Consider the following 25,441-nt stretch of genomic DNA (forward strand, 5'->3'; position numbering starts at 1 on the left):
TGGCGCGTTGTGCCCCCGGCGCAGCCGCATGTGGGTCGATCCGAGGCATGTGATTGGGATGGGGAACTGGTGACAGGAATATCGAGCGAGCGCCATCACTTGCCAGGTAGTGTCCGGCTGGAACGACGGCCGTGTGGTACCCGCCAGCACTTGACCGGACCACGCGGCAAAAAACTGGTTTCAAGCGCGTTTTTTCCTCTGGACGCCCCCGCCTGTGGCGTCTATATCGGCCTTCACACTCCGGCGTAGCTCAGCGGTAGAGCAGTTGACTGTTAATCAATTGGTCGTAGGTTCGATCCCTACCGCCGGAGCCAAAATTCCCTAGTGTTTTGAGCAGACAACAGCCGCATTCCCAGGCGGTTTCTTCATGCGTGGTTGCGCCTCATTTCAAGGCGTAGCCCAAGGCGCGGTGCGGATCCGTGTTTTACTAAAATACTGCATTTTGCGGTCCCTTTATCGCGCCGGCGGTCTCTCCCGACTTAACGAAATAACAAGTGTCTTGCGCAATGGTATCTCCGAACGATTTGGAGGGACACCATGTTCTTAAAGTCTTGGTTCCGGAACATGCCAGTGAAACAGAAGATCCTGCTTCCCGGGATGGCTGGTCTGTTGATGATGATTGGCGTTATCACGACGTTCTGGGCACAGCGCCTCTCGACCGCGCTTTATACCGGGTTCGAGGAGCAGGTCGAACTGACCGAAACATATATTGCCGCGCCGCTTGCGACCGCGGCATGGAACTATGACGAGGAACTGGCCAACACCACGCTGGCCTCCCTCGCCGAGCGCGAGACCTTCGTGTTTGCGCGTGTCGTCAGCAGCGGCGATGTGTTGTCCGAAGCCTTCAAGGGCGAGGAGATGCAGGAAGCCTGGACGCTGAAGGCAGAAGAATTGCTCGAAACCGGGGAAACCCGGCTGGTGGATGGCGACTTCACCTACTTCCGCACACCGCTCCTGTTCGAAGGAGAAGAAGCCGGTAACATGGTTTGGGCGCTGGATACCTCCATCATCGCCAATGAGATCATGCACGCCAATACGGTTGCGGCGGGTCTGGGATTTGCCATCTTTGCCGGTTTCTCCGTCATCTTCTACATGATTGCGGTTGCCGTCTCGCGCCCGATCAGCGACGTCGTCAACCACATCGATGCGCTGCAACATGGTGACACCACCCGGGATATCCCCGAAGCCGACCGCCGGGACGAAATCGGCGCGCTTGGCAAAGCGTTGGTGGATTTCCGCGACACCACAGCCGAACAGCAACGCATGGAAGAGGAAAAGCGCAAGCAGGACGCCGCCCAGGAACATGTGGTGACGGTGCTCAGCGACGCGCTTGGCAACCTCTCCACCGGCGACCTTACCGTGCAGATCACCGAAGATTTCCCCGCAGACTACGAAAAGCTGCGCACGGACTTCAATGCGCTGGTCAATCGCCTGTTTGACACGGTGTCCGCCGTGGTCGACGCCGCCGATAGCATTCAGAACGGCTCGACCGAGATCAGTTCCGCTTCGGACGATCTGGCGCGCCGCACCGAAAGCCAGGCTGCGACTCTGGAAGAAACCGCTGCCGCTCTGGATGAGCTGACCGCCTCCGTGCGTCAGGCTGCGGATGGGGCCAGCAGCGTGGCCAACACCATGGAAGAGGCAAAATCCGAAGCGGTGAACAGCGGAACCGTCGTCAACAGCGCGGTGTCGGCAATGACCGAGATCGAGCAATCCTCGAGCCATATCTCCCAGATCATTGGCGTGATCGATGATATTGCGTTCCAGACCAACCTGCTGGCCCTGAACGCGGGTGTCGAAGCAGCCCGTGCGGGCGAAGCCGGCCGTGGCTTTGCGGTTGTCGCCTCCGAGGTGCGGGCGCTTGCCCAGCGGTCCTCCGATGCGGCGATGGAAATCAAAACCCTGATCGGCGACAGTTCCAAACAGGTCGAACGCGGCGTGGATCTGGTCGGCAAGGCAGGTGAAGCCCTGCACAATATCGTCGAACGGGTCACGCAGATCTCCGGTCTGATTTCCGACATCGCCCAGGGCGCAAGTGAGCAGTCCGCCGGTCTTGGCGATATCAACAGCGGTATGGTCGAACTGGACCAGGTGACCCAGCAGAACGCTGCAATGGTCGAAGAAGCGACCGCCGCAAGCCATATGCTGAAAGCAAATGCCACCAACCTCGCGGAAATGGTGTCACATTTCAAACTCGGTGCCGGCACACGCAATGTGGAACCTCTGGTGCCAGCTGCCGAAGAACAGCAGCACACGGCGCCCTCTGCGCATGGGGACGATTGGGATTACACCCCGGAGCCCAGCCAGGCTGCAGTCGCAAGCGGTGGTGGCAGCGAAGCGACCAAGATCTGGGACGATTTCTGATCCGGATCTCAACGAGACCCTTTCAGGAAAACGCGGCCCCTTGGGCCGCGTTTTTTCGTGCGTGTCCTGATTGGTTGCCGTCCGCGCCAGAGATCATGAAACGCAACTGTAGGCTGCGGCCGCAGCTGCCGGAGACCGGTTGAACATACTCTATGGTATGAAATTCTGGTCTCAAACCTCACGGGGTAGACGACTGCGCTTGCGATCTGGCCGGGCCACGGATTGCACCACCTTGGTCATGGGGAACGACGAGACCTGTCACGATGCACCAAAGCCTCGCTGCGATCAAATTGTTGAAACTCAGGTCGCGCGCTGATGGGTTTGGCGAGATACGGCACGGGCGCGTATCCTTGTGACGACAGCGTACTCGACAAGAAAAAAGGACTTAGCGAACGAGCGCTAAGTCCTTGAAATCTTTGGCTCCGGCGGTAGGGATCGAACCTACGACCAATTGATTAACAGTCAACTGCTCTACCGCTGAGCTACGCCGGAGTGTGGGCGCCGATATAGACGCCACAGGCGGGGGCGTCCAGAGGGAAATGTGAAATTCGAAAAAAAATTCAACGGCACAGTTCGAAGATGGCTTCGCGCGCCAATGTCGCGGTCGGCCGCACCCGCCCGCGCTGATAGAGGTCAACGAGATGAGCCAGCACATTGCGTTCCGCCGCGGGGAGCAACGGGTCGGGGGTGTCGCGGTAGATGTGCCTGGCCAGGCTGGCGGCGTCGGCGGCGCCATGCGCGAGTTGTTCGAGGATGTCGGCCTCGCGCCCTTTGCGATGCGCAATCAGCCAGGCCAGCCTCTCCGCGGGATCGTGCACCAGATCGCCGTGTCCGGGTAGAAAACACGTCCAGCGGCGCTGCTGCAGCCGCGCGCAAGAGGCCATGAAGTCCGTGAGGTCGCCGTCCGGGGGCGAGACCAAGGAACTGGCCCAGCCCATGACGTGATCGCCGGAGAACAGCAGTCCCCCGATCGCGAAGCACAGGTGATTGCCGATATGACCGGGCGTGTGCAGCGCCTCGATCTGCCAGTCGGCACCTGCGATGATGTCGCCATCCGCCAGAGTATGATCGCAGACGAAACCGTGATCGATGCCCTCACCACCGCCGAGCATACCCTCGGCGGCAAGCTGGGCCATGATCGCGCTGCGCCCCGTGGTGGCCGTGCCATGGGCATAGACAGGCGCGCCGGTGGCCTCCCGGAGGGCGGCCGCCAGCGGCGAGTGATCGAGGTGGCTGTGGGTTACCAAGATATGGCCAATCCGCCCGCCCGGTTGCACCGCGTTGAGGATGGCCTCCAGATGCGCGTCCGACGCCGGCCCGGGGTCGATCACCGCAATCTCGCTGTCGCCGACAAGATAGGTATTGGTGCCACGATAGGTCATCGCGGAGGGGTTGGGCGCCAGCAGACGGCGGACCCCGGGGGCCACCTCTTCGGGCACACCGGGTTTGGGGTTGAACCCGGTGTCGGCTTGCGGTCTGTTCATCTGGCACCTCCCGTATCGGAGCGCCGTTGCAACCGGCGCCCAGGCCTAGGCTTAGTCATGAAACTCTCACGTCTCAAATACTATCTCCCCAGAATGCCCTCGGGCATCTACGGGCGGGCGGCGCTGATCTTGCTGATGCCGGTGATTGCCCTGCAATTCGTGGTGTCCTTTGTGTTCATCCGGCGCGATCTGGAAGACATCACCCAGCAGATGACCTATACGATGGTGCGCGAGCTCATCTTGATCCGAAACGAGGTGACGCAGGCGGAGGATCGCGCGGCGGCGCTGGCCCGGCTCGACCCGATGATGGGGCCGTTGCAGATGTCGATGCGATTTCTGGAGGCCGACGCGGTGCCACCCGATCTGATCCATTTCGAGGATTTTTCGGGCCGGATCGTGCGCGCGACCCTGGAACAGAGCCTGCCTGAGTTCCTGTCGATCCAACTGCCGCGGACCAAGGTGCTGCGCACGGTGGTCGACACGCAGCACGGCCCCTTGGAGGTGGAGTTCAGCCGCCGACGGGTCAGCGTTGCCGCGCCGCACCAGCTGATCGTGATCATGGTCTTTTTTGGCATTCTGTTGGGCGTCATCGCCATGGCCTATATGCGCAACCAGCTGCGACCGATCAAACGGCTTGCAGATGCAGCCGAAGCCTTTGGCCGCGGTCGCATGATCCCCTATCATCCGCGCGGCGCAACCGAAGTACGTGCGGCCGGGGCGGCCTTTGTCGATATGAGATCCCGGATCGAACGGCAGATCGAACAGCGCACCCTGATGCTGTCGGGGGTGAGTCATGACCTGCGCACACCGCTCACCCGGTTGAAGCTGGGCCTGTCGATGCTGGACGATGACGACGCCAAGCCGATGTTGCAGGACGTCACCGAGATGGAGAACATGGTGAATGCCTTCCTCGACTTTTCGCGCGGGGTGAGCACCAGTGCCATGGAGGAGGCCGACCCCTGCGCCCTGGTCTCGGAAGCGGTGGACAGCTGGACACGACAGGGCAAGAACGTCCTGCTGGTGGAGGCGGTTGGCAACCGTCCGGTGCCCCTGCGGGTGGCTGCGGTACGGAGGGCGCTCGACAATCTGATCTCCAACGCGGTGCGATACGGCACCCGTGCGCGGGTCTCGGTGGCGGTGATGCAGAAATCTCTGCGTATCCGGGTGGAGGATGACGGACCGGGCATCCCGGATGATCTGCGGGGCGATGCGGTGCGCCCGTTCACCCGGCTCGATCCTGCGCGCAACCAGGATCGGGGCACGGGCGTTGGCCTGGGCCTGGCGATCGTGGCGGATATCGCGCGCGCCCATGGCGGGACCTTGCGACTGGAAACCAGCGAGGAGCTTGGAGGGTTGCAGGCGGACATCGTGATTGCACTCTGACCGTGCGGCCCGCCGCGAAAACCCGCTGCGGGCGATGGGCTTTGACAGAGGACATTCCCCCCGGTGTGGCGCGGTCGCGCCGGTGGGGCGTGCGCGTGTTTCCGCGGTTGTCAGGTCGGTGCCGTCAGGGCCGGTCGGGAACGAAACCGCGACTAAGGCGTTTCCGAAGCAACAGCTTCAAGGAGACAGCACATGGAATATGGTATTTTTGGCCTTCTGGTCCTGATCGCGGACATCTACGCGATCTTGCAAACCTGGAGCAGTGGCAGCAGCACCGGCGCCAAAGTTCTCTGGACGCTTCTGATCCTGATCCTGCCCGTGCTCGGCTTTATCATCTGGTACTTTGCCGGTCCCAAGGGGCGCGCGCTCTAAGCGCAACTGCCCCTTAATCCGGGTTTATCCCCACGAAATCCGCTGAATGCTGATCGCGTGCCGCAGATCTGCAAGGGCGTCCTGCTCTTGTGAGTGCGGCGGGACGCGATTGGGATCCTCCGGATTTCGTGCTTTTTTGTGTCGGCTCGTGCCGGTTTGTGTGGGTTCGTGTGGGGCGCGGGCTTTGGGGCACAACTGCGCATCGGGTCCCGTTGGCCTGTTTCGCAGGACGCAGGTGACGTGACCAAATCGCGGCTGCCAGTTTGTTAGTCGGCGGGGTGTGCGGCGGGGGCGTTCGAACCCCCGAGAAAGGTGCCAAGAACGGACAGGGCGGGAACGTGATCGCACAGGGACTTGAGACAGACCAGAAGCGGCACCGCCATCAGAGCGCCCGCCACGCCCCAGACCCAGGCCCAGAGCACCACTGCCGCAAAGACCGCAACCGCGTTCAGGTTCAGGCGCCGCCCCAACAAGACCGGGGTCACGAACTGCCCTTCGATCAGCGTTGCCAGCAAATAGGCCAGTGGCGCCAGCACGGCATAGGACAAGGCGGAGAAGGTCACCAGCGACACCACCGCGCAGAGCACCACACCGGCAAGGGAGCCGATATAGGGCAGGAAGTTGAACAGGAAGGCGATCGCCCCCCAGACCACGGGTTGCGGCATGCCGATGGCCCACATGCAACATCCAACCACGACGCCCAGACCGGCGTTGATAAGCGTCACCGACAAGAGGTAGCGCGAAATCCGACGTTCGATGCTGTAGACGATCTGCAAGGCGCGGGTCTTTTCGGTCAGGCTGGGAAAGCTCTGCACGATTTTCAGGTAGAACATATCGTTGGAGGCCAGAAGAAACAGCGCCAGCACCAGCGCAACCATCGCGGTCGTGGCCAGCGTCACGATGTCAAGCGCGGTCGAGGCAATGATCCCCGGCTGGTCGATCGCCACCTTGATGACATCGGAATCTTCGGTGCTGGCGGCGATGTCTTCGACACGCTGCGAGGCTTCGCGGACCGTTTCCAGGGAGGAGGTGATCGCCCTCAACCGCTGTTCGAGCACGGCGCGCATGCGCGGCGCCTCGTCGATCCATTCGGCGACCGGGCCGCTCAGCAGGTAGATGCCACCGGCCACCGTTGCCGCAACTGCCAGGACCAGCAAGCCCGCCGAGATCAGGGGCGGGATGCCATGACGGGCGAGCCCTCGGGTCAGGGGGCTGAGCGTAAGCGCAATCAGCACCCCAAGCACAAAGGGGAGGATGACCTCCTTGGCAAAGAAGATCATTGCGGCGGCGCAGATGACCACGATGATACCGAGAAAGTTCCGGATCAGGACCAGGTTGCGATGCGTGGCCTGCGTCGCAGAAGCGCCGCTTTGATCGGAGGGGGCGCTGGACACGGCGTGATCGGAGGCCGGTGAGGCTGTGCCATCCGGCGCTGGATTGGTGGGTTTCATGATCTGGTTCTCTCTCCCTGACGCAACGACAACGCAGCCCGCGCCAACTCGTTCCCGCGACGCTGCCAATCCTTCACCGTGGTCTTGCTGCGACCTGTGTCACCGCGGTCTGACGTCGCCGTGCGCGCCTTGGCCGGGTGCGGGTTCTGAGCCGGTTCTTGCGCAGGACGGCGGCAGCACGCGGTTTTTTTCAGGAACATTTTTCACCCCGTCCGGTTGGTTGGGGGAGTGTCGTCGCGACAGACCACTGCCCAATCAATGAGGAGAGTTCCAATGAAACATCTGTTTATTACCAGCGCCTTGCTGACCGTAACCTCGACCATGGCCGTGGCGGAAACAGGGATGTTCCGCGCGGAGAACGACCCGATGGCAATTCACGCATCCGAGTTCATCGGCCAGCGCATCTACACCAGCAGCGATGCTGTCGAACAGGACAGCTTTGCCGGTATCCAGGACGGCTGGGAGAACATTGGCGAGGTCAATGATATCGTGCTCAGCCGCGACGGGATGATCGACTCGGTCCTCGTGGACATCGGCGGTTTCCTCGGGATCGGCGAGCGTCAGATTGCCGTGGACATGGATGCGCTGAAATGGGTCTCCGACAGCGCCACGGCGGAAGACACCTCGGACTACTTCCTGGTGATGCAGGCCGATATGGCGGATTTCGAGAACGCGCCGGCCTATTACACCGATGCCCGTAGCACTCTGGACCAGGAGGTTGCGCAGGCCGCGGATGCGGTCGAACAAACCGCGGAAGCAACGGGAACGGCCATTGAGAACACCGCCCAGGATCTGAAGTCCGGTGCCGAAACCGCAGCCTCCGAAGTGGGAGAGGCGATCACGGACACGACCGAGCAGGCACAGGACATGGCCGCCGACACGATGGCGCAGGACGGCGAACCGATATTGCGTGACGAGTATGAGCCGGTGGTCGACAAGACCCTGACGGCAGACCTTCTCACCGGTGCCCGGGTTTATGACGCCAAGGACGAGTGGATGGGCGAAGTGTCCGAATTGGTCATGAACGACAAACAGGTCATCACGCATGCCGTTGTTGACGTGGGTGGTTTCCTCGGTATCGGCGAAAAACCCGTCAAGCTGAGCATCGACGAGGTCCAGGTCATGACCGCAACCGATGGCGATGATGTGCGCGTTTACGTGCCGATGACCGAAGAGAAACTGAAGTCCATGCCGACCTACGAGGGTAAGTAAGGTCAGCAGGCCCTGACGGATCCCCATCCGTGATGAGGGGCATTTAAAACGCGGCCCGCCAGCCTCTGGCGGGCCGCTGACGTTATTGCCTGATGTTGGAACGCATAGGCCGTCCCGCACAGGCAAACGCTGCTGGCGGTACAGGGTGCCGTTTGGGGCTGTTGCAGCGGGGCTGTCGGGGACGTCTCGAATATCTGGTAGGCCCGGCAGGATTCGAACCTGCAACCAAAGCGTTATGAGCGCTCTGCTCTAACCGTTGAGCTACAGGCCCACCTGCGCAAACTGGTAGGAAATGGCGCGGGAGAGGTCAAGCGGTGATTGCGTGCAGCCGGGGAGGGGGGCGATTGTGGCGGATCTCCTGCAAGCGCTCGATCACGCCGTCGATCACCAGATCCCGCCTCCGGTCCAGGCCATGGCGCGAGGGATACACCGCAAACACATCCTTTTCCGGCGCGCTCCAGTGGGGCAGAACCTGTTCGAAGGTGCCGTCCCGAAGCATGTCCTGGACAAAGAACAAGGGGGCGCGGGTATAGCCCGATCCACTGCCGACCGCGCGCATGATCAGGTCCGGGTCATCGGCGGTGAACCCGACCCGGATCGGGGCCAGATGCTCGGTACCATCGCGCGTCAATGGAAAGAACCCCTTGGTCTGGTCCTCGTGGTGCTGGATGAACTTCAGGTGCTTCAGATCTTCGGGGTCACTGGGCCGGCCTTTCTGGTCCAGGTATTCCGGGGTGGCAAAGAGCACGGTTTCCAGGCTTGCGATGCGGCGGCCGACACCATCGGTATCGCCGAGGCGGCCGGTGCGGATCGCCAGATCATAGTTTTCGCGCACCACATCGACCAGCCGGTCCTCGATCCGCATGATGATGTTGAGGTCATCATGCCTGCGATCCAGATCCAGCAACATGGGGCCGATCACCCCGCGCCCCAGAAAGCTGTTGACGCTGATGCGGAAATCTCCCGACAGGCTGTTGTGCATCTGATCCAGCTCTGCCGCCATGCGGTCAAAGCCGCCCAGAAGATCCTGCGCATGGGCATAGACCAAAGCACCCGAGCGCGTCGCCCGGACACCCTGTGCGGTGCGGTGCAGCAACTGATGCCCCACCAGCGCTTCGAGCTGCTTGATCTGCTGGCTGACCGCGGATTGCGTCATGTCGCGTCGCTGGGCCGCCCGGTTCAAGCTGCCTTCGTCCAGCGCAACGATGAGGGTCTCGAGAAGTGACAGCCGATCCATGGCCCATCCTATCAGTGATGCTAATACCCCATATTAGACGGTCCCTGCTATGGGATGCCAGACCAAAGCGATAAGGTCAGTGCAGCCCGTAATTGACGGGCCCAGGATATTGGAGCTTCTTATGACCCTTTCCCGCAGAACCCTGTTGAAATCACTTGGTCTTGGTGCCGCGTCGTTGTCCCTCCCCGCGTTTGGCCGGCTGGCACAGGCCGCGCCCGCGGGGCCCGCGCCGGTCCTGCACCAGATCAGGCTGGGTGAGATGACGATAACAGCCTTGCTCGACGGGCATCTCGCGGTCCCGGCTGCGGCCTTCACCGGCTATGACGCAGCGCGCGCGGAGGAGACCCTGTCCGGCAGTTTCTATTCCGAAGGCCCGCAGGGGCTGGAAATTCCGGTGAACGGATATCTGGTGGAGCGCGGCGGTCAGTACACGCTGGTGGACACCGGGACGGCACAGCTGATGGGGCCGGATCTGGGTGGCTTGATGGCGGCGCTGTCGGCCGCGGGTGTCGCCCCGGCGCAGATCTCCACCGTCTTGCTGACCCATATGCACCCCGATCACGCCGGCGGCCTGTTGGCTGCGGATGGCAGCGCGGCCTTCCCGAATGCGGAGCTGGTGGTGGCCGAAGCGGAATGGGCGTTCTGGCATGATGACGCGATCATGGCCTCGGTCGACGAGGGCAGCCGCGGGTTCTTTCAGATGGCGCGCAATGCGGTGGCCCCCTATGCGCAGCGGCGCAAGGTCTTTGCCGGTGAAGGCGAGGTGCTGCCGGGCTTTGACGCGATGCCGCTGCCGGGACATACGCCGGGCCATTCGGGCTTCATGCTGGACACGGGCGCCACGCCGCTGCTGATCTGGGGCGATGTGGTGCACAGCACCGCGTTGCAATTCGCCAACCCGGGCTGGACCATTCCCTTCGACGTCGATCAGCCGCTGGCGGCAGAGACCCGCAAGGCGATGTTTGATCGGGCCGCCGCCGATCAGCTGTTGGTGACCGGCATGCACCTGGATTTCCCGGGACTGGGACGGGTGGAGCGCGACGGCGCGGCCTATGCCTTTGACCAGGCGCCGTGGCAATTCGGGCTTTGACCTAGCACAGAGCCGGAGGGCCGCCGATGCCACAAGGCGGCCCTCCGGCCGTGGCCAACGGCTTGCGACGGGGGCAGGCATGGGGACGGCGGGGGCACAGGATCGCCCAACACTGCGCCCTCGGTCGTCCGGTGATTTTTTGCACAACCTTAACGCGTTCGACTAAAATCCATCGAAGTATTGGTTCTGTCGGATACCGCAAGTGACCGTATGCTGGGGGAATTGGCAAGCTGGGGCTTTCCACATCTGACTGAAAGCGGTAAAGGCGGCGCAACCTCACGGAAGGAGCCATGCGATGACCAGCGGCAAGAACGGTTTGACCTATGCGGATGCAGGGGTCGATATTGATGCGGGCAATGAGCTTGTGGACCGGATCAAGCCGGCGGCCAAGCGGACTGCGCGTCCGGGTGTGATGAGCGGCCTCGGCGGCTTTGGCGCGCTGTTTGACCTGAAAGCGGCCGGATACGAGGATCCGATCCTTGTCGGCGCCACCGACGGGGTGGGTACCAAGCTGCGCATCGCCATTGATACCGGTCTGGTGGATGGCGTGGGCATCGACCTCGTGGCCATGTGCGTCAACGATCTGGTCTGTCAGGGCGCAGAACCGCTGTTCTTCCTCGACTACTTTGCCACCGGCAAGCTGGAAACCGATGTCGCGGCGCGAATCATCGAAGGCATCGCCGAGGGCTGCGTGCGCTCTGGCTGTGCGCTGATCGGTGGTGAAACGGCAGAGATGCCGGGCATGTACCCCAAGGGGGATTTTGACCTCGCAGGTTTTGCCGTTGGGGCGATGGAGCGGGGCACCGCACTGCCCGAAGGCGTGAGCGAGGGCGATGTGCTCTTGGGGCTGGCCTCTGATGGCGTGCACTCCAACGGCTATTCGCTGGTGCGCCAGATCGTGAAGTATTCGGGCCTTGGCTGGGACGGCGACAACCCGTTCGGCGCGGGCAAACTGGGGGAGGCGCTGCTGACCCCGACGCGTCTTTATGTGAAACAGGCCCTGGCTGCGGTTCGGGCCGGTGGCGTCAATGCTCTGGCGCATATCACCGGTGGCGGCCTCACCGAGAACCTGCCGCGCGTCCTGCCTGAGGGGCTGGGCGCTGATATCGACCTTGGTGCGTGGGAGCTTCCGGGCGTCTTCAAATGGCTGGCGGAAACCGGCGGCATTGATGAGGGCGAAATGCTCAAGACCTTCAACTGCGGCATCGGCATGATGCTTGTGGTGAAGGCCGACCGCGCCGATGCGCTGACCGAGGTGCTGGAGGGCGAAGGCGAAACCGTCGCGCGTCTCGGCACCGTGACAGCCGGGGAGGGCATCCGCTACACAGGCGGGCTGCTGTGAGCGACAAGAAACGCGTCGCCATTCTGGTTTCCGGCGGGGGCTCCAATATGGTGTCCCTCGTCGACAGCATGCTGAACGACGCCGATCATCCGGGCCAACCTTGTCTGGTGCTGTCCAACAACGCCGATGCTAGCGGGCTGACGAAGGCCGCTGCGCGCGGGGTTGCGACCGCTGTTGTGGATCATCGCCCCTTTGGCAAGGATCGCGAGGCGTTTGAGGCCGAGCTGGTAAAGCCTATCCTCGACGCACGCGCCGATGTGGTCTGTCTGGCCGGCTTCATGCGGGTGCTGACCGCCGGGTTTGTGCGCCAGTTCGAGGGGCGGATGCTGAATATCCACCCGTCTCTCCTGCCCAAATATAAGGGCCTGCACACCCATGCCCGGGCGCTGGAGGCCGGAGATGATCGCCACGGCTGCACCGTGCATGAGGTGACGCCGCTTCTGGATGACGGGCCGATTTTGGGCCAGGCGGAGGTGCCGGTTCTGCCCGGTGACACGCCGGATGATCTGGCCGCGCGCGTGCTGGTGCAGGAACATAGCCTCTATCCGGCCGTGCTTGCGCGCTATTTGCGCGGCGAGCGCGACATTCTGCGTCTGAACTGACCTGCGCCCTTTCTTGCCGTTAGAGGGTTTGCAACCCGCTTGCACTCGTCGTATCAACGGGGAGCCGAGCGGCAGAAACCCTTAATAAAGACCCATTTGATGAAAACTCTGACCACCACCGACGAACTGCGCGCCTTTTGTGAAGAGGCCGCGAAATATCCTTATGTGACGGTGGATACCGAGTTCCTGCGAGAGCGCACCTATTATTCCAAGCTCTGCCTGATCCAGATCGCCTATCGCGGCGATGGTGAAACGGATGCGGTTCTGGTCGATCCGCTTGCGGGGGAGCTGTCGCTGGAGCCCCTCTATGAGCTCTTTCGCAACGAGGATGTGGTCAAGGTTTTCCACGCCGCGCGTCAGGATCTGGAGATCTTCTGGGTGGATGCGGCCGTCTTTCCAAAACCGCTGTTCGACACGCAGGTCGCCGCCATGGTCTGCGGCTTTGGCGAGCAGGTGGGCTATGAGACGCTGGTGCGCAAGATCTGCAAGCAGGGCCTTGATAAGACGTCGCGTTTTACCGACTGGTCGCGTCGCCCGCTGAGTGATGCGCAAAAGACCTATGCGCTGGCGGATGTCACCCATCTGCGCCAGATCTATGAACACCTGCGCAAAGAACTGGACAAGACCGGGCGCAGCCATTGGGTCGCCGAAGAGTTGCAGGTTCTGACCGATCCCGCGACCTATGATATTCAGCCGCGCGAGGCCTGGCGCCGGGTGAAGACCCGCACCAATTCCGGTAAGTTCCTTGCTGTGGTGCGTGAGCTTGCGGCCTTTCGCGAGGAATACGCCCAGACCAACAATGTGCCCCGCAACCGGGTCTACAAGGATGATGCGCTGGTGGAGCTCGCGTCCACCAAACCGCGCACGCCGTCCGATCTGGGCGGCTCCCGCCTGTTGCTGCGCGAGGCGCGCAAAGGCGCCATTGCCGAGGGCATCCTCAAGGCGGTGGAGCGTGGCGTGAACTGTCCGCAGGACGAGATGCCGCAGCCGGATCGCTCGCGGGAAAAGATGCAGATCAACGGCGCGCTGGCCGATCTGCTGCGGGTGCTTCTCAAGGCCAAGACCGAAACCGCCGGTGTCGCGGCCAAGCTGATTGCGCCCTCCGCCGATCTGGACGCCATCGCCGCCGGAGAGCGGGATGTTCCGGCCCTCAAAGGCTGGCGGCACGAGGTCTTTGGCGCCGATGCCATGCGCCTGTGCAATGGCGAAGTGGCGCTGGCGGCAAAGGGGCAGGTCGTAAAGGTCGTCGACCTCTGAAGGACCAAATCCGAACCGATGATAAAACACGCTTTCGCCCTGCGGGAGCGTGTTTTGCGTTGGGGCGGAGGGCCGTCGATCAGCCGCGCTGTCAGAGCAGGGGTGCAGGGTCGGGCCGAAACCTAAGACCCTGATACGAAAGGGGTCTGTGTCTTAAGACGGCGATGGGATCTGCCCCCCCCCGGGCCGAGGCCCCGCCGACCCGGCTCAGCGGCGGCTTTCGCGTGCGTTTTCCTTGCCGACGACACGGATGGTCCGCACTCCGGCCAGATCCTGGTTCGACAGGCTGACGGCTGCGCGAATGGTGCGTGTTGCCTCGGTGCCTCGATAGGTGGCGCTCTTGGGGTAGGTCACGCGGAAGGTGTACTCCAGCCGCCCGGCCTCCTGGATCTCCGACGGCACCAGCTCTGCCTTGTAGGCACCGTTGCGTGCGGCTTCGCCTTCGACTGTCAGGATTGCGCCGACCGAGGTGCGTTCGATCCGCATGTCCTTGATCCGGGCGATGGGCAGGCTGTTGTCCACTTGCTCCGCATCCTTGCGTGACCCGAGCAGGTTGACCCGGTCCTCCTCCTGCGGGATCAGCGGGTTCAGGTTCTCGTCGGCTGTGGCGTCGACGCGGCTTTCGCGCGATTGTCCGAACCAGTTGCCGGGGTTGATGCGCGAGTCGCGCCAGCCGCCGCAGGACGACAGGACCAGAGTGCCAACCAAAAGGGCGCCGATTGTGATACGCATGAATACCTGCCGCAGTCAGAGTTACTTGCAAAACTGACTACCCGATTGAAGCGGCGTTGAAAAGCGGTTGAAAAGACCCCTGCGCTGGCCTAGGTCCGATCTGTTGCCACCTGACAGTAGGATGAGGTTTGACATGGCCAGTGCCGCCTTCGAGGAGATCGTCGAGGATTTTGAATTCTTTGAAGATTGGGAGGATCGCTATCGCCATGTGATCGAACAGGGCAAGGCGATGCCGCCCCTGGACGACGCCCTGAAGGTGCCCGCGACCAAGGTGGACGGCTGCGCCAGTCAGGTCTGGCTGCATCCGCAGATCGAGAATGGTGTCTTTCACTTTGACGGCGACAGTGACGCCATGATCGTCAAGGGGCTGATTGCGGTGCTGCGCAAGCTCTACAACGGATTGACCCTGCAAGAGGTGCTCGCGGTCGATGCGCGGGCCGAGATGGAACGTCTCGGGCTCAACGATCACCTGTCGGCGCAGCGCTCGAACGGGTTGCGCGCCATGATCGAACGCATTCGCGATACGGCAGCCGCGCAGGTCTGAGGCAGGGCCGAGACATCGGCGGCGTCAGCCGGTGCGGGGGCTATGATCGCCGATCCTGGCCGGAGGCACCGGATGTCGGCGCTGCGCCCCAGTCTCTGAGCGTTGTTTCCAGATCGCCATAGCCGGTGTGGCGATGGACGAAGTCCAAACCCATGCGGCGGGCGCATTCCTTTGCTTTTTCCACCAGCGCCGGATCGTTGACCTGGGATTGGTATATCAGCGTCGTGTAGTTGCCGAAGATCATGTCGCGCAGCTCCGGGTTCTTGTCGAGGCCCATGGGGCGCCAGACGAAGGCATCGAATTGCTTGACCAGAAAATCGGTCAGGTAAAAGGCCGTGATCTCGCCCGCCTCGGCCTGTTCTTCAAAGCGGGCGTTGCCCTCGAAGAAAGCATAGCAATGCGGGCCGGGGACCATCTCCACCCCCAGGTGTTCGCATTTGTCGAGCAGTTGCCCGCCCGTGCCGCAGTCGGCGTAGACGACATAGATCTGGTCGTAGGTCGCGCGGTGTTTTTCGACCGCGGCTTCGACATGGGTGATGATCTGGTCGGGGTAGAGGTGCAGTTTTGCCGGCAGGCAGGTCAGATCCATATGGTCGAGACCATTGGCGCGGGTGATGTCGAGGATCTCGCGGGCGAGGGCGCCACAGGCGATCAGCAGGATGCGCCCGGTCTTGCGCTCTGGTGCAGCCAGCCCGTTCTCTGTCAGGCTTGTGTCCTCGAGAGAGGTGCCGCTCGGCAAGGGGAGGGCGGCCCGCTGTGAAAGTCGGGCCGCCCGGCCGCGTCGCTGGGACGCGGCAGCCATATCAGGCGTTCATGGCGTTGTGCTTGCGCGCCACATATTCCTTGGCGGTTTCCACCGCGACAGCCGCATCGCGGCAATAGGCATCCGCGCCGATCGCCTTGCCGAATTCCTCGTTCAGCGGCGCGCCACCGACCAGCACGATGTAGTCGTCGCGCTTGCCCTGTTCGACCATCGTGTCGATCACAACCTTCATGTAGGGCATGGTGGTGGTCAGCAGGGCGGACATGCCGAGGATGTCGGGCTGATGCTCTTCCAGTGCTTCCAGGTAGTTTTCGACCGGGTTGTTGATGCCGATGTCGACAACCTCGAAACCCGCGCCTTCCATCATCATCGACACGAGGTTCTTGCCGATGTCGTGGATGTCGCCCTTGACGGTGCCGATCACCATGGAGCCCATGCGCGGCGCGCCGGTTTCCGCCAGCAGCGGCTTTAGGATCTGCATGCCGCCCTTCATGGCGTTGGCAGCCAGCAGCACCTCGGGCACAAACAGGATGCCGTCGCGGAAGTCGGCGCCAACAATGGTCATGCCGCCGACCAGCGCTTCGGTCAGGATCTTGTAGGGCGCCCAGCCGCGCTCCAGCAGGATATTGACCCCTTCTTCGATCTCTTCCTTGAGACCGTCATAGAGGTCGTCGAACATTTGTTGGACCAGTTCCTCGTCATCGAGGTCTGCGAGGATGATGTCTTCTTCGTCTGACATATCTGGATTCCTTAGCTGGCGGGCGTACCCGGTTTGGCCGTTATTCTATCTTTTTGTGACAGAAACGACGGGGTGAACTGTTTTGATTGCGACATAGCCGCGTTACGAACCGACCTCTGGTGATGAAACCACCGCAATCATGCTGCTGTTGCAGGTTGATTTTGTATTCTTTTCCGCAAGTGTTCTTTATTTGTTCTGCGTGGCGTGTCATAGTCCCACTATGCATGGAAATGGTTCTCAAATCCTCAAATGTCGTAAATCTCGCGGTGCGCTCAGCAATGCGTCAGGACGCTTTGATCTGCAGCGCGAAGAGGTGGATGATGGGTGGAATCAGGATGTGCCGGAACGGTCGGTCGCGACAGAGATTCGCCAGGAGATGGCGCGGAGCCTGATCTCCTACAACCGGTCTCCGGATCTGCCGTTCGACCGCTCGATCAATCCCTACAGGGGATGTGAACACGGCTGCATCTATTGTTTTGCGCGTCCGAGCCACGCCTACCTCGGCCTGTCGCCGGGGCTGGATTTCGAAACCAGGCTGGTGGCGCGTCCAAATGCGCCGGATCTGTTGCGCAAGGAGCTCTCTGCGCCGGGCTACAAGGTCGCGCCGATCGCCATCGGCACCAACACCGACCCCTATCAGCCCTGCGAGCGCGATCATGCGTTGATGCGGGCCTGTCTGGAGGTGTTGCAAGAGTTTCGCCACCCGGTGGCCATCGTGACCAAGGGGACCCTGATCGAACGCGATCTGGACATCCTGTCCGATATGGCGGCGCAGGGTCTGGTGCGGGTCGGCGTGTCGGTGACCACGCTGGATGCGGATCTGGCGCGCCGGATGGAACCGCGCGTCCCGGCGCCCGTGCGCCGGCTGGCCACGATCAAACGGCTGAGCAGCGCCGGCATTCCGGTGCGCATCATGACCTCGCCGCTGGTTCCGGGGCTGACCGATCACGAGTTGGAAGCCTTGCTCGCGGCCGGGGTCGATGCGGGCGCGGATGCCGCCAGCTGGATCATGCTGCGCCTGCCGCGCGAGGTTTCGGGCCTGTGGCAGGGTTGGTTGCACGCCCATGTCCCGAACCGGGCGGAGAAAGTGATGGCGCGCCTGCGCGAAATGCATGGTGGGCGGGATTATGATCCGCGCTGGGGGCAGCGGATGCGCGGCGAAGGGCACTACGCCGAGATGATTGCTCGCCGGTTCAAACTGGCCTGCACCCGGCTGGGGCTGTCAGAGAAGGCCCCGCCGCTGCGATGCGACCTGTTTGCCCGTCCCGCGCAACCCGGCGACCAGCTCAGCCTGTTCTGAAACGGAAAAGACCGGGCAGAGGCCCGGTCTTTGCAGGTTTGTCATGACATGGCGTCGATGCGTCGGCTTAGCCGCGGCGACGGCCCCGGCGGCTGCGGCGCTCTGAGCCGGTATTGGCGCCGTCTTCGGTGCCGTCATTGGTCGAGGTGAACGGGCCGAGAACGTCGACAATCTGCTCCAGCGTCGGACGGTCGCCGCGCGGACGGGTGTCGAGCGCCTCGCGCATGCTGCGCAGGTGCTCCGGCATGGTGCCGCAGCATCCGCCGATGATCTTGGCACCGGCATCCCGGGCGAGAACCGCATATTCGCCCATCAGCTCCGGCGTGCCGTCGTAGTGGATATGGCCGTCCACGTATTTCGGAATGCCCGCGTTGCCCTTGGAGATGATCGGACGCTCGGTGCCCTGCGCGGCAAAGCCAAGGACGGTGCGCAGGATATCGGACGCGCCGGTGCCGCAATTGGCACCAAAGGCCAGCGGCGGCACGTCGTATCCTTCGACCAGTTTGGCCAGGTCGGCGGAGGTGACGCCCATCATGGTGCGCCCGGCGGTGTCAAAGCTCATGGTGCCGCACCAGGGCATGTCGACCAGTTTGAAGGCCTCGGCGGCGGCGGCAAATTCCTCCGGTGCGGAGATGGTCTCCAGCCAGAGCACGTCGACGCCGCCTTCCTTGAGCGCATCGGCCTGTTCGTGGAACATCTCGACCGCCACGGCATGGCTCATCTCGCCAACCGGTTGCATGATCTCGCCGGTGGGGCCGACAGAGCCGGCCACGGCGATCTTGCGGCTGGCGGTATCGGCCACCTCGCGTCCCAGTTCGGCGGCGATGCGGTTCAATTCGCGCACCCGGTTCTGCGCGTCATGCAGCTTCAGCCGCGCGGCGGTGCCGCCAAAGCTGTTGGTCAGGAACAGGTCGCTGCCCGCATCAACCGCACCGCGGTAAAGCGCCTTGATCTTGTCCGGCGCCTCGGTGTTCCAGAGTTCCGGGGCATCCCCGGACTGCAGACCCATGTTGAACAGATTGGTCCCGGTGGCGCCATCCGCCAGCAGCACGTCGCGGCTCTGCAATAGATCGAGGAAACTGTTGCTCATCTTGGTATCCACTTGCCAGGTCTGCGTCAGCGGCGGGATGTGCCACTGACAGGATGGGTCCGTCTGTCACGCAGAGCGTTTCATGGCAACTGCATTTTCTTCAACATCAACATGAGGCGGATGCGAGGACTGGGGAGGCGTTTGCCATGTGATCTCGGGGCGCGCGGGGCGGTGAACCATGCGGATCATCTCTGCCAGGGACAGGGCCATCTGCGGCCAGCTGGGGGCGACGACATAGCGGTTCTCCCAGCGCGGCACAAAGCTGGCCTTGAACCGCCGCAATCCACACTCCTGTTGGCGTGCAAATCGGTGAGCGGGGACCGCGGCCAGCGACAGGCGGGCGACCTCGGCCTCGCGCGCGGCCTCGATCGCGCTGTGCACCAGCGCGTGACAGGTGCCATCCGGAGCGCCGGGCAAATGCCGTACCAGATCCAGACACCATTCATCGGCGGCGCGATGGAAGGTGACGAAACCAATCAGCCGGTCATCCAGCCAGGCGAGAAAGACCATCTGTATGGCGACATAGCCCGGTTCGAACTGCCCCATCGTGGTGCCGCGCGGGCGACCGTGGTGTTGGGTCCAGGCGGTGTCCACCGCCGCCATATCGGCAAGCGGCAGGTTGCTCCACGCCGGTGTGACGGTCACCCCGGCCTTGCTGGCGTGGCGCAGTTTGCGGCGCAACTGCCGAAAGCCGGCCCCGGTCGGGGTGAATTCCGCAGGGCAGAGGATCGCATCCTGCGCCACCCGGAGCGCTTTCCATCCCTGGCGGCGGGCGCTGATCGCCATGCGCGCGCTGCATTTGTAAAAACAGGCCGCGGCATTGCGGGCGCGGGCGTGGCGGCGCAGGGCATCGGGGATTTCACCATGGCGTCCGCTCAGCGGATCAAACAGCACCGCGGAGATCTGCGGCGTGTCCAGCATGGCCACCTGGTTCAGGCCAAAGGCCATGACATGGCCGCCATTTTGCAGGATCACGGCGGTTTCGGCCTGCGGGCGGACAAAGGGTTGGCTGGCGGCGGGGCGAACATCCGACCCCAGCAGATCCGTGTCCGTGACGGCTGGCGCCGGCAGCGCGCGCCCGATCAGCCCGGGCCAGAGCAACACGACACCGGCCAAAAGCAGCGGCAGACCGTAGTAGACAGCGCGGAAGGCAAGCAGCCCGGCCATCAGCGCGGCCGGATCGGACGCGGGCAGCAGGGACAACATGGCCAGTTCCAGCGGGCCGGCACCGCCGGGGGAGGAGGAGATGATCGCCAAACCCAAGGCCACAAAATAGGCGGGCAGCAGGGCGCCGAGTGCAATTCCGCTGCCCTCTGGCAGCAGCAGCCACAAGGCGATGCCGGCGCAGGTCACATCCATCAGGGTCCAGAGGCCAAGCGCCAGGATGGCCTGTAGTGACGGCAGCCGCAGCTTCAGACCGCGCAGGCGCCATTCCGGGTGCAGGAAGCACAGCACGCAGCAGAGGATGGCCAGCACCAGAATGCCAAGCCCCACCGCCCGCAACGCCAGTGTGGCGCCGATCAACAGCAGGGTCAGCCCGCAGATCACCGCCAGGGCGGTCATGAAGGTGATGCCGACAAACCCGGTGATCTGTGCCGACTGCAGGGGCGACAGGCGCGGCAGCAGGCGCCAGCGGGCGAAGGACCCCGACAGCAGACCAAAACCCACCGCCTGCGAAAAGGCGATGGCCGCCATGCCTGCGCGGCGCGCCAGCGGGTCGGGCGTCCCGCTGCCCAGATGCCGATGGGCCACGGCATCATACCGACCCAGCGCCCAGAAGCTCAGCCCGGTGGCGACCATGGCGCCGATCCAGTTGGCGACAGGCACCTGCCGCGCCATCGACAGCAGATCCGGCAGCGCCGGCAGATCGGTATGGTCGGCCAGCGTCAGCAGGCAGGTGGCCATGATGACAAGCGGGGCGATCACGCGCAAAGCGTTGGCAAAGATCTGTTTGCGCGTGGAGCGTGGTGTCATCTTGGGCATCCGCCATGCTTGAGGCGTGCAGACCGTGCGCCAAAAACAGGCGGCGCGCGGTCGACACGAGGTCATTATCAGACGGATGTGCCGGGAAACTCCGGTCGGCAGCCGTCGGGATCAGGAGGTCTGAGCGGAGATTTCTTCCACCGCCTGACGCATGCAGTCCGCCATCTTGTCGCGGATCACGTCACGGGTGACCCGGCCATCCAGATCGCGGGCCAATTTGTCCAGCACATCGCTGTCGCCGGGCAATTCCAGGTCCGCCAGGATGACGGTCTGGGCATAGGCTTCTGCCGCTTCGTCTCGGTGCCCCAACAGATCTGCGGCCCAAAAGCCCAGCAGCTTGTTGCGGCGCGCTTCTGCCTTGAACCTCAGTTCGGCGTCATGCGCGAATTTGTTTTCGAATGCCTTCTCGCGGTCATCAAAGGTCGTCACGTCGGCTCCTCCCTCCCAAAGTGGTGATGCGGTCGATCCTGCGGGTCGGGGCCGTGCCGCTGCCGGACCTGCCCCGGAGGTTCATGGTAGCACATCGCACTGCATTCCGATTTCACAATCTGTGTCAGGGTGCGGCGTGCCATTCTGTGCACTGAAACCGCGGTCCCCGGGTCCCACCACGGGAGGCCGGACATCCGTGGACGTCCGTATTCGGTTAACACCCAAACTAACGCCCGTTCTTGAACAAAGCGTCAACGCGAAGGGCGCAACAGGGCGCGAAATGGCGCAGAGGCGCGGAATTGCGTATATTTAACGCAACGTCAGATCCGCAGCGGCCCTTTGCCCGCCGGGCAGGCGGGCGGGATCGGCGCCACGCTTGCGGGACCGTCCCCCTTGCACTATGAGAGCGCTACGGATCGGGGCAGATTCCCGGTGGTCCATACCGAAAGGCTCTCCATGGCGCGGCGCAAGAAGATTTACGAAGGCAAGGCAAAAACCCTCTATGAAGGTCCCGAACCGGGCACCATCGTCCAGTACTTCAAGGATGACGCCACGGCCTTCAACGCCGAAAAGCACGACGTGATCGAGGGCAAGGGTGTCCTGAACAACATCCTGAGCGAGTTCTTCATGCTGGGGCTGGGCCAGATCGGCGTGCCGACGCATTTCCTGAAACGCCTCAACATGCGCGAACAGCTGGTGCGCTCCTGCGAGATCATCCCGCTCGAGGTGATCGTGCGCAACTATGCGGCCGGATCGCTGTGCAAACGGCTTGGTCTTGAGGAAGGCGCGCAGCTGCCGCGTCCGATCGTGGAATATTGCTACAAGGACGATGCGCTTGGGGATCCGCTGGTCACCGAAGAGCATATCGCGGCCTTTGGCTGGGCCAGCCAGCAGGACATGGACGACATCCTGAGCCTGGCGCTGCGGGTCAATGATTTCATGTCCGGCGTGATGCTGGCCGTCGGCATTCGCCTCGTCGACTTCAAGATCGAGATCGGCCGCATCTACGACGGTGATTTCCAGCGCTTGGTGATCGCCGATGAGATCAGCCCCGACAGCTGCCGCCTGTGGGACATCAAAACCGGGCAGAAGCTGGACAAGGACGTGTTCCGCCGCGACCTTGGCAGCCTGACGGATGCCTATACTGAGGTCGCCCGCCGTCTGGGTGTCATGCCGAACAATCCGCCAGCGCCGGGCAAGCCCCAGCTGGTGAACTGAGAAATTTCGCCCGCAAGGTCTGCTCCGCCGGTCTTGCGGGTTTTTCAATAGCGCAACAGGGCAGGGCGCTGATGCTCCCGCCCGCAGGAACTTGAGGAAAGACGCGATGAAAGCACGGGTGCATGTGATGCTGAAGAACGGGGTTCTCGATCCGCAAGGAGAGGCCGTTCGTCACGCGCTTGGCGCGCTTGGCTTTGACAAGGTCGAAGGCGTGCGTCAGGGCAAGGTCATTGATCTGGAATTGGCCGAGGGTGCCAGCGAGGCCGATGTGACCGAGATGTGCGAAAAGCTGCTCGCCAACACCGTGATCGAATCCTACAGCGTCGAGATCCAGTGATGAAGGCTGTCGTCGTCGTTTTTCCCGGTTCCAACTGCGACCGTGACCTTGCCGTGGCCTTCGAACAGTCCGGTTTCGACGTTTCAATGGTGTGGCACAAGGACAGCCAACTGCCCGAAGGCGTGGACATCGTCGGCGTTCCCGGTGGCTTTTCCTATGGGGACTACCTGCGCTGCGGTGCGATCGCGGCGCAGTCGCCGATCTGCAAGGCGGTGGTCGATCACGCCGAACGCGGCGGCTATGCGCTGGGTGTCTGCAACGGCTTCCAGATCCTGACCGAGACCGGCGTGCTGCCGGGGGCGCTGTTGCGCAATGCGGGGCTGAAGTACATCTGCAAGACCGTGGACCTGACCGTTGCGACCTCTGACAGTGCCTTTACCCAGGGCTACAATGCCGGTGATGTGATCGGTGTTCCGATCGCGCATCACGACGGCAACTACTACGCCGATGAGGCCACCGTGCAGGCGCTGAAGGATCAGGATCGCATCGCCTTTACCTATGTGGACAATCCCAACGGCTCTGTCGCCGATATTGCGGGTATCCTGTCGGAAAACCGCCGTGTGCTTGGCATGATGCCCCACCCGGAACGGGCGGCGGACGAAGGCCACGGCGGCACCGATGGTGCGGCGATGTTCCGCGCATTGTCCGGTCTGCTGACGGACGCCTGACTTGAGCCTTCGGGGCGGTAAACCTACTGTTACGTCATGACTGCCCCCGAAGAGCCCACTGAACAGAAGACGCGGGCGCCCTCCGAGCGCCCTGCCAAGCGTCATGTGTCGCGCTCGCGCACCATATCGTGGCGCGTGCGCGTGGCGCTGGTTGTGTTCATGGCGATTGCCGGGGGCACGGTCTGGTTCACCAATACCACCCTGACCCACAGCTTTACCGAGGCCACCCGCAACCGCGCCGAACTGCGGCTTGCACTCTATTCCGGCAACCTCGTCAGCGAACTGCGCCGCCATGCGATCGTGCCGCAGCTGTTGTCGCGCGATCAGGCCCTGATCTCCGCCCTGCAAAGCCAGGATTTCTCGCTGTCCACGCAACGCTTGATCTCCTTTGTCGAGGAGATCGGCGCGGCGTCGATCACGCTGATGGATCGGGACGGGCGCACGGTGGCGGCCACGGATCGCATTCGTCTCGGCGAGGTCTATCGCAACGCGCCCTATTTCGTCGAAGCGATCCGTTCGAACTCCACGGTGTTTTCGGTGATCCCGCGCGAGGTGCGGGGCTATCTGTTCACCTACTCGCGCCGTCTTGTCGACAGCAGCGGCACGCTGGGTGTCATCATGGTCGAGGTCGACCTGCAGAAGTTCGAGCGCGCCTGGGCGGGGATTTCCGATGCGGTGATGGTCGCCGACAGCACCGGCACCGTGGTACTCGCCACCGAGGCGCGCTGGCGGGGCCTGTCCGAGGCTGAGGCGCTGAAGGAACAAACCCCCGAAGGCGCGATCCAGCGGGCGATCCGGGCCACTGCGGATTGGACCGCGCTGCCGACGGATGTCTACCTGCAGGGCGAGGCGGTGATGCGGCTGGAGACGCGGGTGCCGTTTCAGGGCTGGCGCATGATGTCCTACACCACCTATGATTCGATCCGGGAGCAGGTGAACGCCGTCATTGCCCTCGAAATCATGGGCTTTGCGATCCTGCTGGCGCTGGCCTTCTACGCGCTGAGCCGTAAGACCGCGCTCAGGATGGCATTGTTCCAGCGCGAGTCGGCGGAGCTTCGCGTGTTGAACACCCGGCTCCAGCGGGAAATCGCCGAACGCGAACGGGTGCAGGAGACGCTTGCGGTGGCTGAACAGAGCCTTGCGCAAAGCTCCAAACTGGCCGCCCTGGGCGAGATGTCCGCCGCTGTCAGCCATGAACTCAACCAGCCGCTGGCGGCGATGAAAACATACCTCGCCGGGGCGCGGCTGCTGTTGCAGCGCAACCGGCCGGACGAGGCGCTGTCCTCCTTTGGCCGCATCGACGACCTGATCGAGCGGATGGGCGCGATCACCCGGCAGCTTAAATCCTATGCGCGCAAGGGCGGGGATGCGTTCAGCCCTGTAAACATGGGCGATGCGTTGGCGTCCTCCCTGTCGATGATGGAGCCGCAACTGCGTCAGCGCCATGTGAAAATTACCCGTATACTTCCGGAACAGCCGGTCTATGTCATGGCGGACCGGATGCGGCTGGAACAGGTGATGGTGAACCTCTTGCGCAATGCGCTGGATGCCACCAAATCCGTCGATGAACCCGAGGTGGAGATTATCCTTGCCGCAGGGGAAACCGCGACACTGACCGTGCGGGATAACGGCGACGGCATTCAGGACTTCGACAGCCTGTTCGAACCGTTCTATACAACCAAGCAACCCGGCGACGGCGTTGGTCTTGGGCTTGCTATCTCTTCGGGGATCGTGAACGACCTTGGCGGTCGCCTCACGGCCCGCAATTCCGAGGCGGGCGGCGCGGTGTTTGAAATGCAACTGCCGATCCTTGTGGACGGCATCGAGGCCGCCGAGTAGGCGGC

23 protein-coding genes and 3 tRNA genes are annotated in these 25,441 nt (G+C 62.9%); 15 read left to right on the plus strand and 11 right to left on the minus strand.

Annotated elements, in window-relative coordinates; genetic code table 11:
* The first annotated feature begins 239 nt into the window (after positions 1 to 239).
* Positions 240 to 314 (plus strand) — tRNA-Asn (locus ACXAF5_RS09150).
* A 223-nt stretch (positions 315 to 537) separates the two neighbouring features.
* Positions 538 to 2,364 carry a methyl-accepting chemotaxis protein gene (locus ACXAF5_RS09155; protein WP_474946361.1) on the plus strand — a complete coding sequence of 609 codons (1,827 nt, stop codon included), beginning with the start codon at positions 538 to 540 and terminating at the stop codon, positions 2,362 to 2,364.
* 417 nt (positions 2,365 to 2,781) lie between these two features.
* Here ACXAF5_RS09155 and ACXAF5_RS09160 read toward each other — a convergent pair.
* Positions 2,782 to 2,856, minus strand: a tRNA-Asn gene (locus ACXAF5_RS09160).
* Between the two features lie 68 nt (positions 2,857 to 2,924).
* A complete protein-coding gene (locus tag ACXAF5_RS09165) occupies positions 2,925 to 3,848 on the minus strand; it encodes an MBL fold metallo-hydrolase (protein WP_474946362.1) in 924 nt (307 codons plus the stop codon).
* A gap of 57 nt (positions 3,849 to 3,905) precedes the next feature.
* Between ACXAF5_RS09165 and ACXAF5_RS09170 the strand changes: the two genes are divergently transcribed.
* Both ACXAF5_RS09170 and ACXAF5_RS09175 read left to right on the plus strand, forming a co-directional pair.
* Positions 3,906 to 5,231: an ATP-binding protein gene (locus ACXAF5_RS09170; RefSeq protein ID WP_474946363.1), complete on the plus strand. Its 1,326-nt coding sequence runs from the start codon at positions 3,906 to 3,908 to the stop codon at positions 5,229 to 5,231.
* Positions 5,232 to 5,423: 192 nt separating this feature from the next.
* Positions 5,424 to 5,603, plus strand: a complete 180-nt coding sequence (locus tag ACXAF5_RS09175) for a PLD nuclease N-terminal domain-containing protein (protein ID WP_474946364.1) — start codon at positions 5,424 to 5,426, stop codon at positions 5,601 to 5,603.
* Between the two features lie 266 nt (positions 5,604 to 5,869).
* Here ACXAF5_RS09175 and ACXAF5_RS09180 read toward each other — a convergent pair whose 3' ends face one another.
* On the minus strand, positions 5,870 to 7,054 hold the full coding sequence (locus ACXAF5_RS09180) for an AI-2E family transporter (protein ID WP_474946365.1): 1,185 nt from the start codon (positions 7,052 to 7,054) through the stop codon (positions 5,870 to 5,872).
* A 273-nt stretch (positions 7,055 to 7,327) separates the two neighbouring features.
* On the opposite strand from ACXAF5_RS09180, the gene ACXAF5_RS09185 reads away from it, so the two are divergent.
* Complete coding sequence (locus tag ACXAF5_RS09185; RefSeq protein WP_474946366.1) at positions 7,328 to 8,266, plus strand: PRC-barrel domain-containing protein; 939 nt, start codon at positions 7,328 to 7,330, stop codon at positions 8,264 to 8,266.
* Positions 8,267 to 8,461: 195 nt separating this feature from the next.
* On the opposite strand, the gene ACXAF5_RS09190 is transcribed toward ACXAF5_RS09185, so the two are convergent.
* Together ACXAF5_RS09190 and ACXAF5_RS09195 are read right to left on the minus strand one after the other, a co-directional pair.
* A tRNA-Ile gene (locus tag ACXAF5_RS09190) sits at positions 8,462 to 8,537 on the minus strand.
* A gap of 36 nt (positions 8,538 to 8,573) precedes the next feature.
* A complete protein-coding gene (locus ACXAF5_RS09195) occupies positions 8,574 to 9,503 on the minus strand; it encodes a LysR family transcriptional regulator (protein ID WP_474946367.1) in 930 nt (309 codons plus the stop codon).
* Between the two features lie 121 nt (positions 9,504 to 9,624).
* On the opposite strand from ACXAF5_RS09195, the gene rmmL reads away from it, so the two are divergent.
* From rmmL to rnd, 4 genes are all read left to right on the plus strand, one after another.
* Positions 9,625 to 10,593, plus strand: coding sequence for a quorum-quenching N-acyl-homoserine lactonase RmmL (gene rmmL, locus ACXAF5_RS09200; protein ID WP_474946368.1), 969 nt, complete (start codon positions 9,625 to 9,627; stop codon positions 10,591 to 10,593).
* Between the two features lie 295 nt (positions 10,594 to 10,888).
* Positions 10,889 to 11,935: a phosphoribosylformylglycinamidine cyclo-ligase gene (gene purM, locus ACXAF5_RS09205; protein WP_474946369.1), complete on the plus strand. Its 1,047-nt coding sequence runs from the start codon at positions 10,889 to 10,891 to the stop codon at positions 11,933 to 11,935.
* A complete protein-coding gene (gene purN, locus ACXAF5_RS09210; protein WP_474946370.1) occupies positions 11,932 to 12,537 on the plus strand; it encodes a phosphoribosylglycinamide formyltransferase in 606 nt (201 codons plus the stop codon). The genes purM and purN overlap by 4 nt, the downstream gene beginning before the upstream one ends.
* Positions 12,538 to 12,636: 99 nt before the next feature.
* Complete coding sequence (gene rnd, locus ACXAF5_RS09215; RefSeq protein ID WP_474946371.1) at positions 12,637 to 13,794, plus strand: ribonuclease D; 1,158 nt, start codon at positions 12,637 to 12,639, stop codon at positions 13,792 to 13,794.
* A gap of 207 nt (positions 13,795 to 14,001) precedes the next feature.
* Here rnd and ACXAF5_RS09220 read toward each other — a convergent pair whose 3' ends face one another.
* On the minus strand, positions 14,002 to 14,526 hold the full coding sequence (locus tag ACXAF5_RS09220) for a hypothetical protein (RefSeq protein ID WP_474946372.1): 525 nt from the start codon (positions 14,524 to 14,526) through the stop codon (positions 14,002 to 14,004).
* A 133-nt stretch (positions 14,527 to 14,659) separates the two neighbouring features.
* On the opposite strand from ACXAF5_RS09220, the gene ACXAF5_RS09225 reads away from it, so the two are divergent.
* Positions 14,660 to 15,070, plus strand: coding sequence for a SufE family protein (locus tag ACXAF5_RS09225; protein WP_474946373.1), 411 nt, complete (start codon positions 14,660 to 14,662; stop codon positions 15,068 to 15,070).
* Between the two features lie 40 nt (positions 15,071 to 15,110).
* Here the strand turns inward: ACXAF5_RS09225 and ACXAF5_RS09230 are convergent, their stop codons facing one another.
* Entirely contained in the window at positions 15,111 to 15,872 is a 762-nt protein-coding gene (locus tag ACXAF5_RS09230) for a DUF1638 domain-containing protein (RefSeq protein WP_474946374.1), read from the minus strand.
* A 1-nt stretch (position 15,873) separates the two neighbouring features.
* Positions 15,874 to 16,572, minus strand: a complete 699-nt coding sequence (locus ACXAF5_RS09235; protein ID WP_239321720.1) for a corrinoid protein — start codon at positions 16,570 to 16,572, stop codon at positions 15,874 to 15,876.
* 220 nt (positions 16,573 to 16,792) lie between these two features.
* On the opposite strand from ACXAF5_RS09235, the gene ACXAF5_RS09240 reads away from it, so the two are divergent.
* On the plus strand, positions 16,793 to 17,872 hold the full coding sequence (locus tag ACXAF5_RS09240; protein WP_474946375.1) for a PA0069 family radical SAM protein: 1,080 nt from the start codon (positions 16,793 to 16,795) through the stop codon (positions 17,870 to 17,872).
* 67 nt (positions 17,873 to 17,939) lie between these two features.
* Here ACXAF5_RS09240 and bmt read toward each other — a convergent pair whose 3' ends face one another.
* The 3 genes from bmt to ACXAF5_RS09255 all read right to left on the minus strand — a co-directional run bounded on the left by bmt (position 17,940) and on the right by ACXAF5_RS09255 (position 21,374).
* Positions 17,940 to 18,962, minus strand: coding sequence for a betaine--homocysteine S-methyltransferase (gene bmt / locus ACXAF5_RS09245; protein WP_474946376.1), 1,023 nt, complete (start codon positions 18,960 to 18,962; stop codon positions 17,940 to 17,942).
* 66 nt (positions 18,963 to 19,028) lie between these two features.
* Positions 19,029 to 20,936, minus strand: a complete 1,908-nt coding sequence (locus ACXAF5_RS09250) for a phosphatidylglycerol lysyltransferase domain-containing protein (RefSeq protein ID WP_474946377.1) — start codon at positions 20,934 to 20,936, stop codon at positions 19,029 to 19,031.
* A 120-nt stretch (positions 20,937 to 21,056) separates the two neighbouring features.
* Positions 21,057 to 21,374, minus strand: coding sequence for a DUF1476 domain-containing protein (locus ACXAF5_RS09255; RefSeq protein ID WP_239321712.1), 318 nt, complete (start codon positions 21,372 to 21,374; stop codon positions 21,057 to 21,059).
* Positions 21,375 to 21,830: 456 nt separating this feature from the next.
* On the opposite strand from ACXAF5_RS09255, the gene purC reads away from it, so the two are divergent.
* The 4 genes from purC to ACXAF5_RS09275 all read left to right on the plus strand — a co-directional run bounded on the left by purC (position 21,831) and on the right by ACXAF5_RS09275 (position 25,436).
* A complete protein-coding gene (purC, locus tag ACXAF5_RS09260) occupies positions 21,831 to 22,592 on the plus strand; it encodes a phosphoribosylaminoimidazolesuccinocarboxamide synthase (protein WP_239322038.1) in 762 nt (253 codons plus the stop codon).
* 106 nt (positions 22,593 to 22,698) lie between these two features.
* Positions 22,699 to 22,929: a phosphoribosylformylglycinamidine synthase subunit PurS gene (gene purS / locus ACXAF5_RS09265; protein WP_474946378.1), complete on the plus strand. Its 231-nt coding sequence runs from the start codon at positions 22,699 to 22,701 to the stop codon at positions 22,927 to 22,929.
* On the plus strand, positions 22,929 to 23,597 hold the full coding sequence (purQ, locus tag ACXAF5_RS09270; protein ID WP_474946379.1) for a phosphoribosylformylglycinamidine synthase subunit PurQ: 669 nt from the start codon (positions 22,929 to 22,931) through the stop codon (positions 23,595 to 23,597). Before purS ends, purQ begins: the two co-directional genes overlap by 1 nt.
* A gap of 36 nt (positions 23,598 to 23,633) precedes the next feature.
* Complete coding sequence (locus tag ACXAF5_RS09275; protein ID WP_239321708.1) at positions 23,634 to 25,436, plus strand: ATP-binding protein; 1,803 nt, start codon at positions 23,634 to 23,636, stop codon at positions 25,434 to 25,436.
* The last annotated feature ends 5 nt before the right edge of the window (positions 25,437 to 25,441 follow it).

This window comes from Epibacterium sp. ABV4_022 (assembly GCF_056159345.1).

Bases quoted from the DNA above. Each gene is read 5' to 3' on its own strand.
- ACXAF5_RS09155 (WP_474946361.1), top strand. From the start codon at position 538: ATGTTCTTAAAGTCTTGGTTCCGGAACATGCCAGTGAAACAGAAGATC.
- ACXAF5_RS09165 (WP_474946362.1), bottom strand. From the start codon at position 3,848: ATGAACAGACCGCAAGCCGACACCGGGTTCAACCCCAAACCCGGTGTG.
- ACXAF5_RS09170 (WP_474946363.1), top strand. From the start codon at position 3,906: ATGAAACTCTCACGTCTCAAATACTATCTCCCCAGAATGCCCTCGGGC.
- ACXAF5_RS09175 (WP_474946364.1), top strand. From the start codon at position 5,424: ATGGAATATGGTATTTTTGGCCTTCTGGTCCTGATCGCGGACATCTAC.
- ACXAF5_RS09180 (WP_474946365.1), bottom strand. From the start codon at position 7,054: ATGAAACCCACCAATCCAGCGCCGGATGGCACAGCCTCACCGGCCTCC.
- ACXAF5_RS09185 (WP_474946366.1), top strand. From the start codon at position 7,328: ATGAAACATCTGTTTATTACCAGCGCCTTGCTGACCGTAACCTCGACC.
- ACXAF5_RS09195 (WP_474946367.1), bottom strand. From the start codon at position 9,503: ATGGATCGGCTGTCACTTCTCGAGACCCTCATCGTTGCGCTGGACGAA.
- rmmL (WP_474946368.1), top strand. From the start codon at position 9,625: ATGACCCTTTCCCGCAGAACCCTGTTGAAATCACTTGGTCTTGGTGCC.
- purM (WP_474946369.1), top strand. From the start codon at position 10,889: ATGACCAGCGGCAAGAACGGTTTGACCTATGCGGATGCAGGGGTCGAT.
- rnd (WP_474946371.1), top strand. From the start codon at position 12,637: ATGAAAACTCTGACCACCACCGACGAACTGCGCGCCTTTTGTGAAGAG.
- ACXAF5_RS09220 (WP_474946372.1), bottom strand. From the start codon at position 14,526: ATGCGTATCACAATCGGCGCCCTTTTGGTTGGCACTCTGGTCCTGTCG.
- ACXAF5_RS09225 (WP_474946373.1), top strand. From the start codon at position 14,660: ATGGCCAGTGCCGCCTTCGAGGAGATCGTCGAGGATTTTGAATTCTTT.
- ACXAF5_RS09230 (WP_474946374.1), bottom strand. From the start codon at position 15,872: ATGGCTGCCGCGTCCCAGCGACGCGGCCGGGCGGCCCGACTTTCACAG.
- ACXAF5_RS09235 (WP_239321720.1), bottom strand. From the start codon at position 16,572: ATGTCAGACGAAGAAGACATCATCCTCGCAGACCTCGATGACGAGGAA.
- ACXAF5_RS09240 (WP_474946375.1), top strand. From the start codon at position 16,793: ATGCATGGAAATGGTTCTCAAATCCTCAAATGTCGTAAATCTCGCGGT.
- bmt (WP_474946376.1), bottom strand. From the start codon at position 18,962: ATGAGCAACAGTTTCCTCGATCTATTGCAGAGCCGCGACGTGCTGCTG.
- ACXAF5_RS09250 (WP_474946377.1), bottom strand. From the start codon at position 20,936: ATGACACCACGCTCCACGCGCAAACAGATCTTTGCCAACGCTTTGCGC.
- purC (WP_239322038.1), top strand. From the start codon at position 21,831: ATGGCGCGGCGCAAGAAGATTTACGAAGGCAAGGCAAAAACCCTCTAT.
- purS (WP_474946378.1), top strand. From the start codon at position 22,699: ATGAAAGCACGGGTGCATGTGATGCTGAAGAACGGGGTTCTCGATCCG.
- purQ (WP_474946379.1), top strand. From the start codon at position 22,929: ATGAAGGCTGTCGTCGTCGTTTTTCCCGGTTCCAACTGCGACCGTGAC.
- ACXAF5_RS09275 (WP_239321708.1), top strand. From the start codon at position 23,634: ATGACTGCCCCCGAAGAGCCCACTGAACAGAAGACGCGGGCGCCCTCC.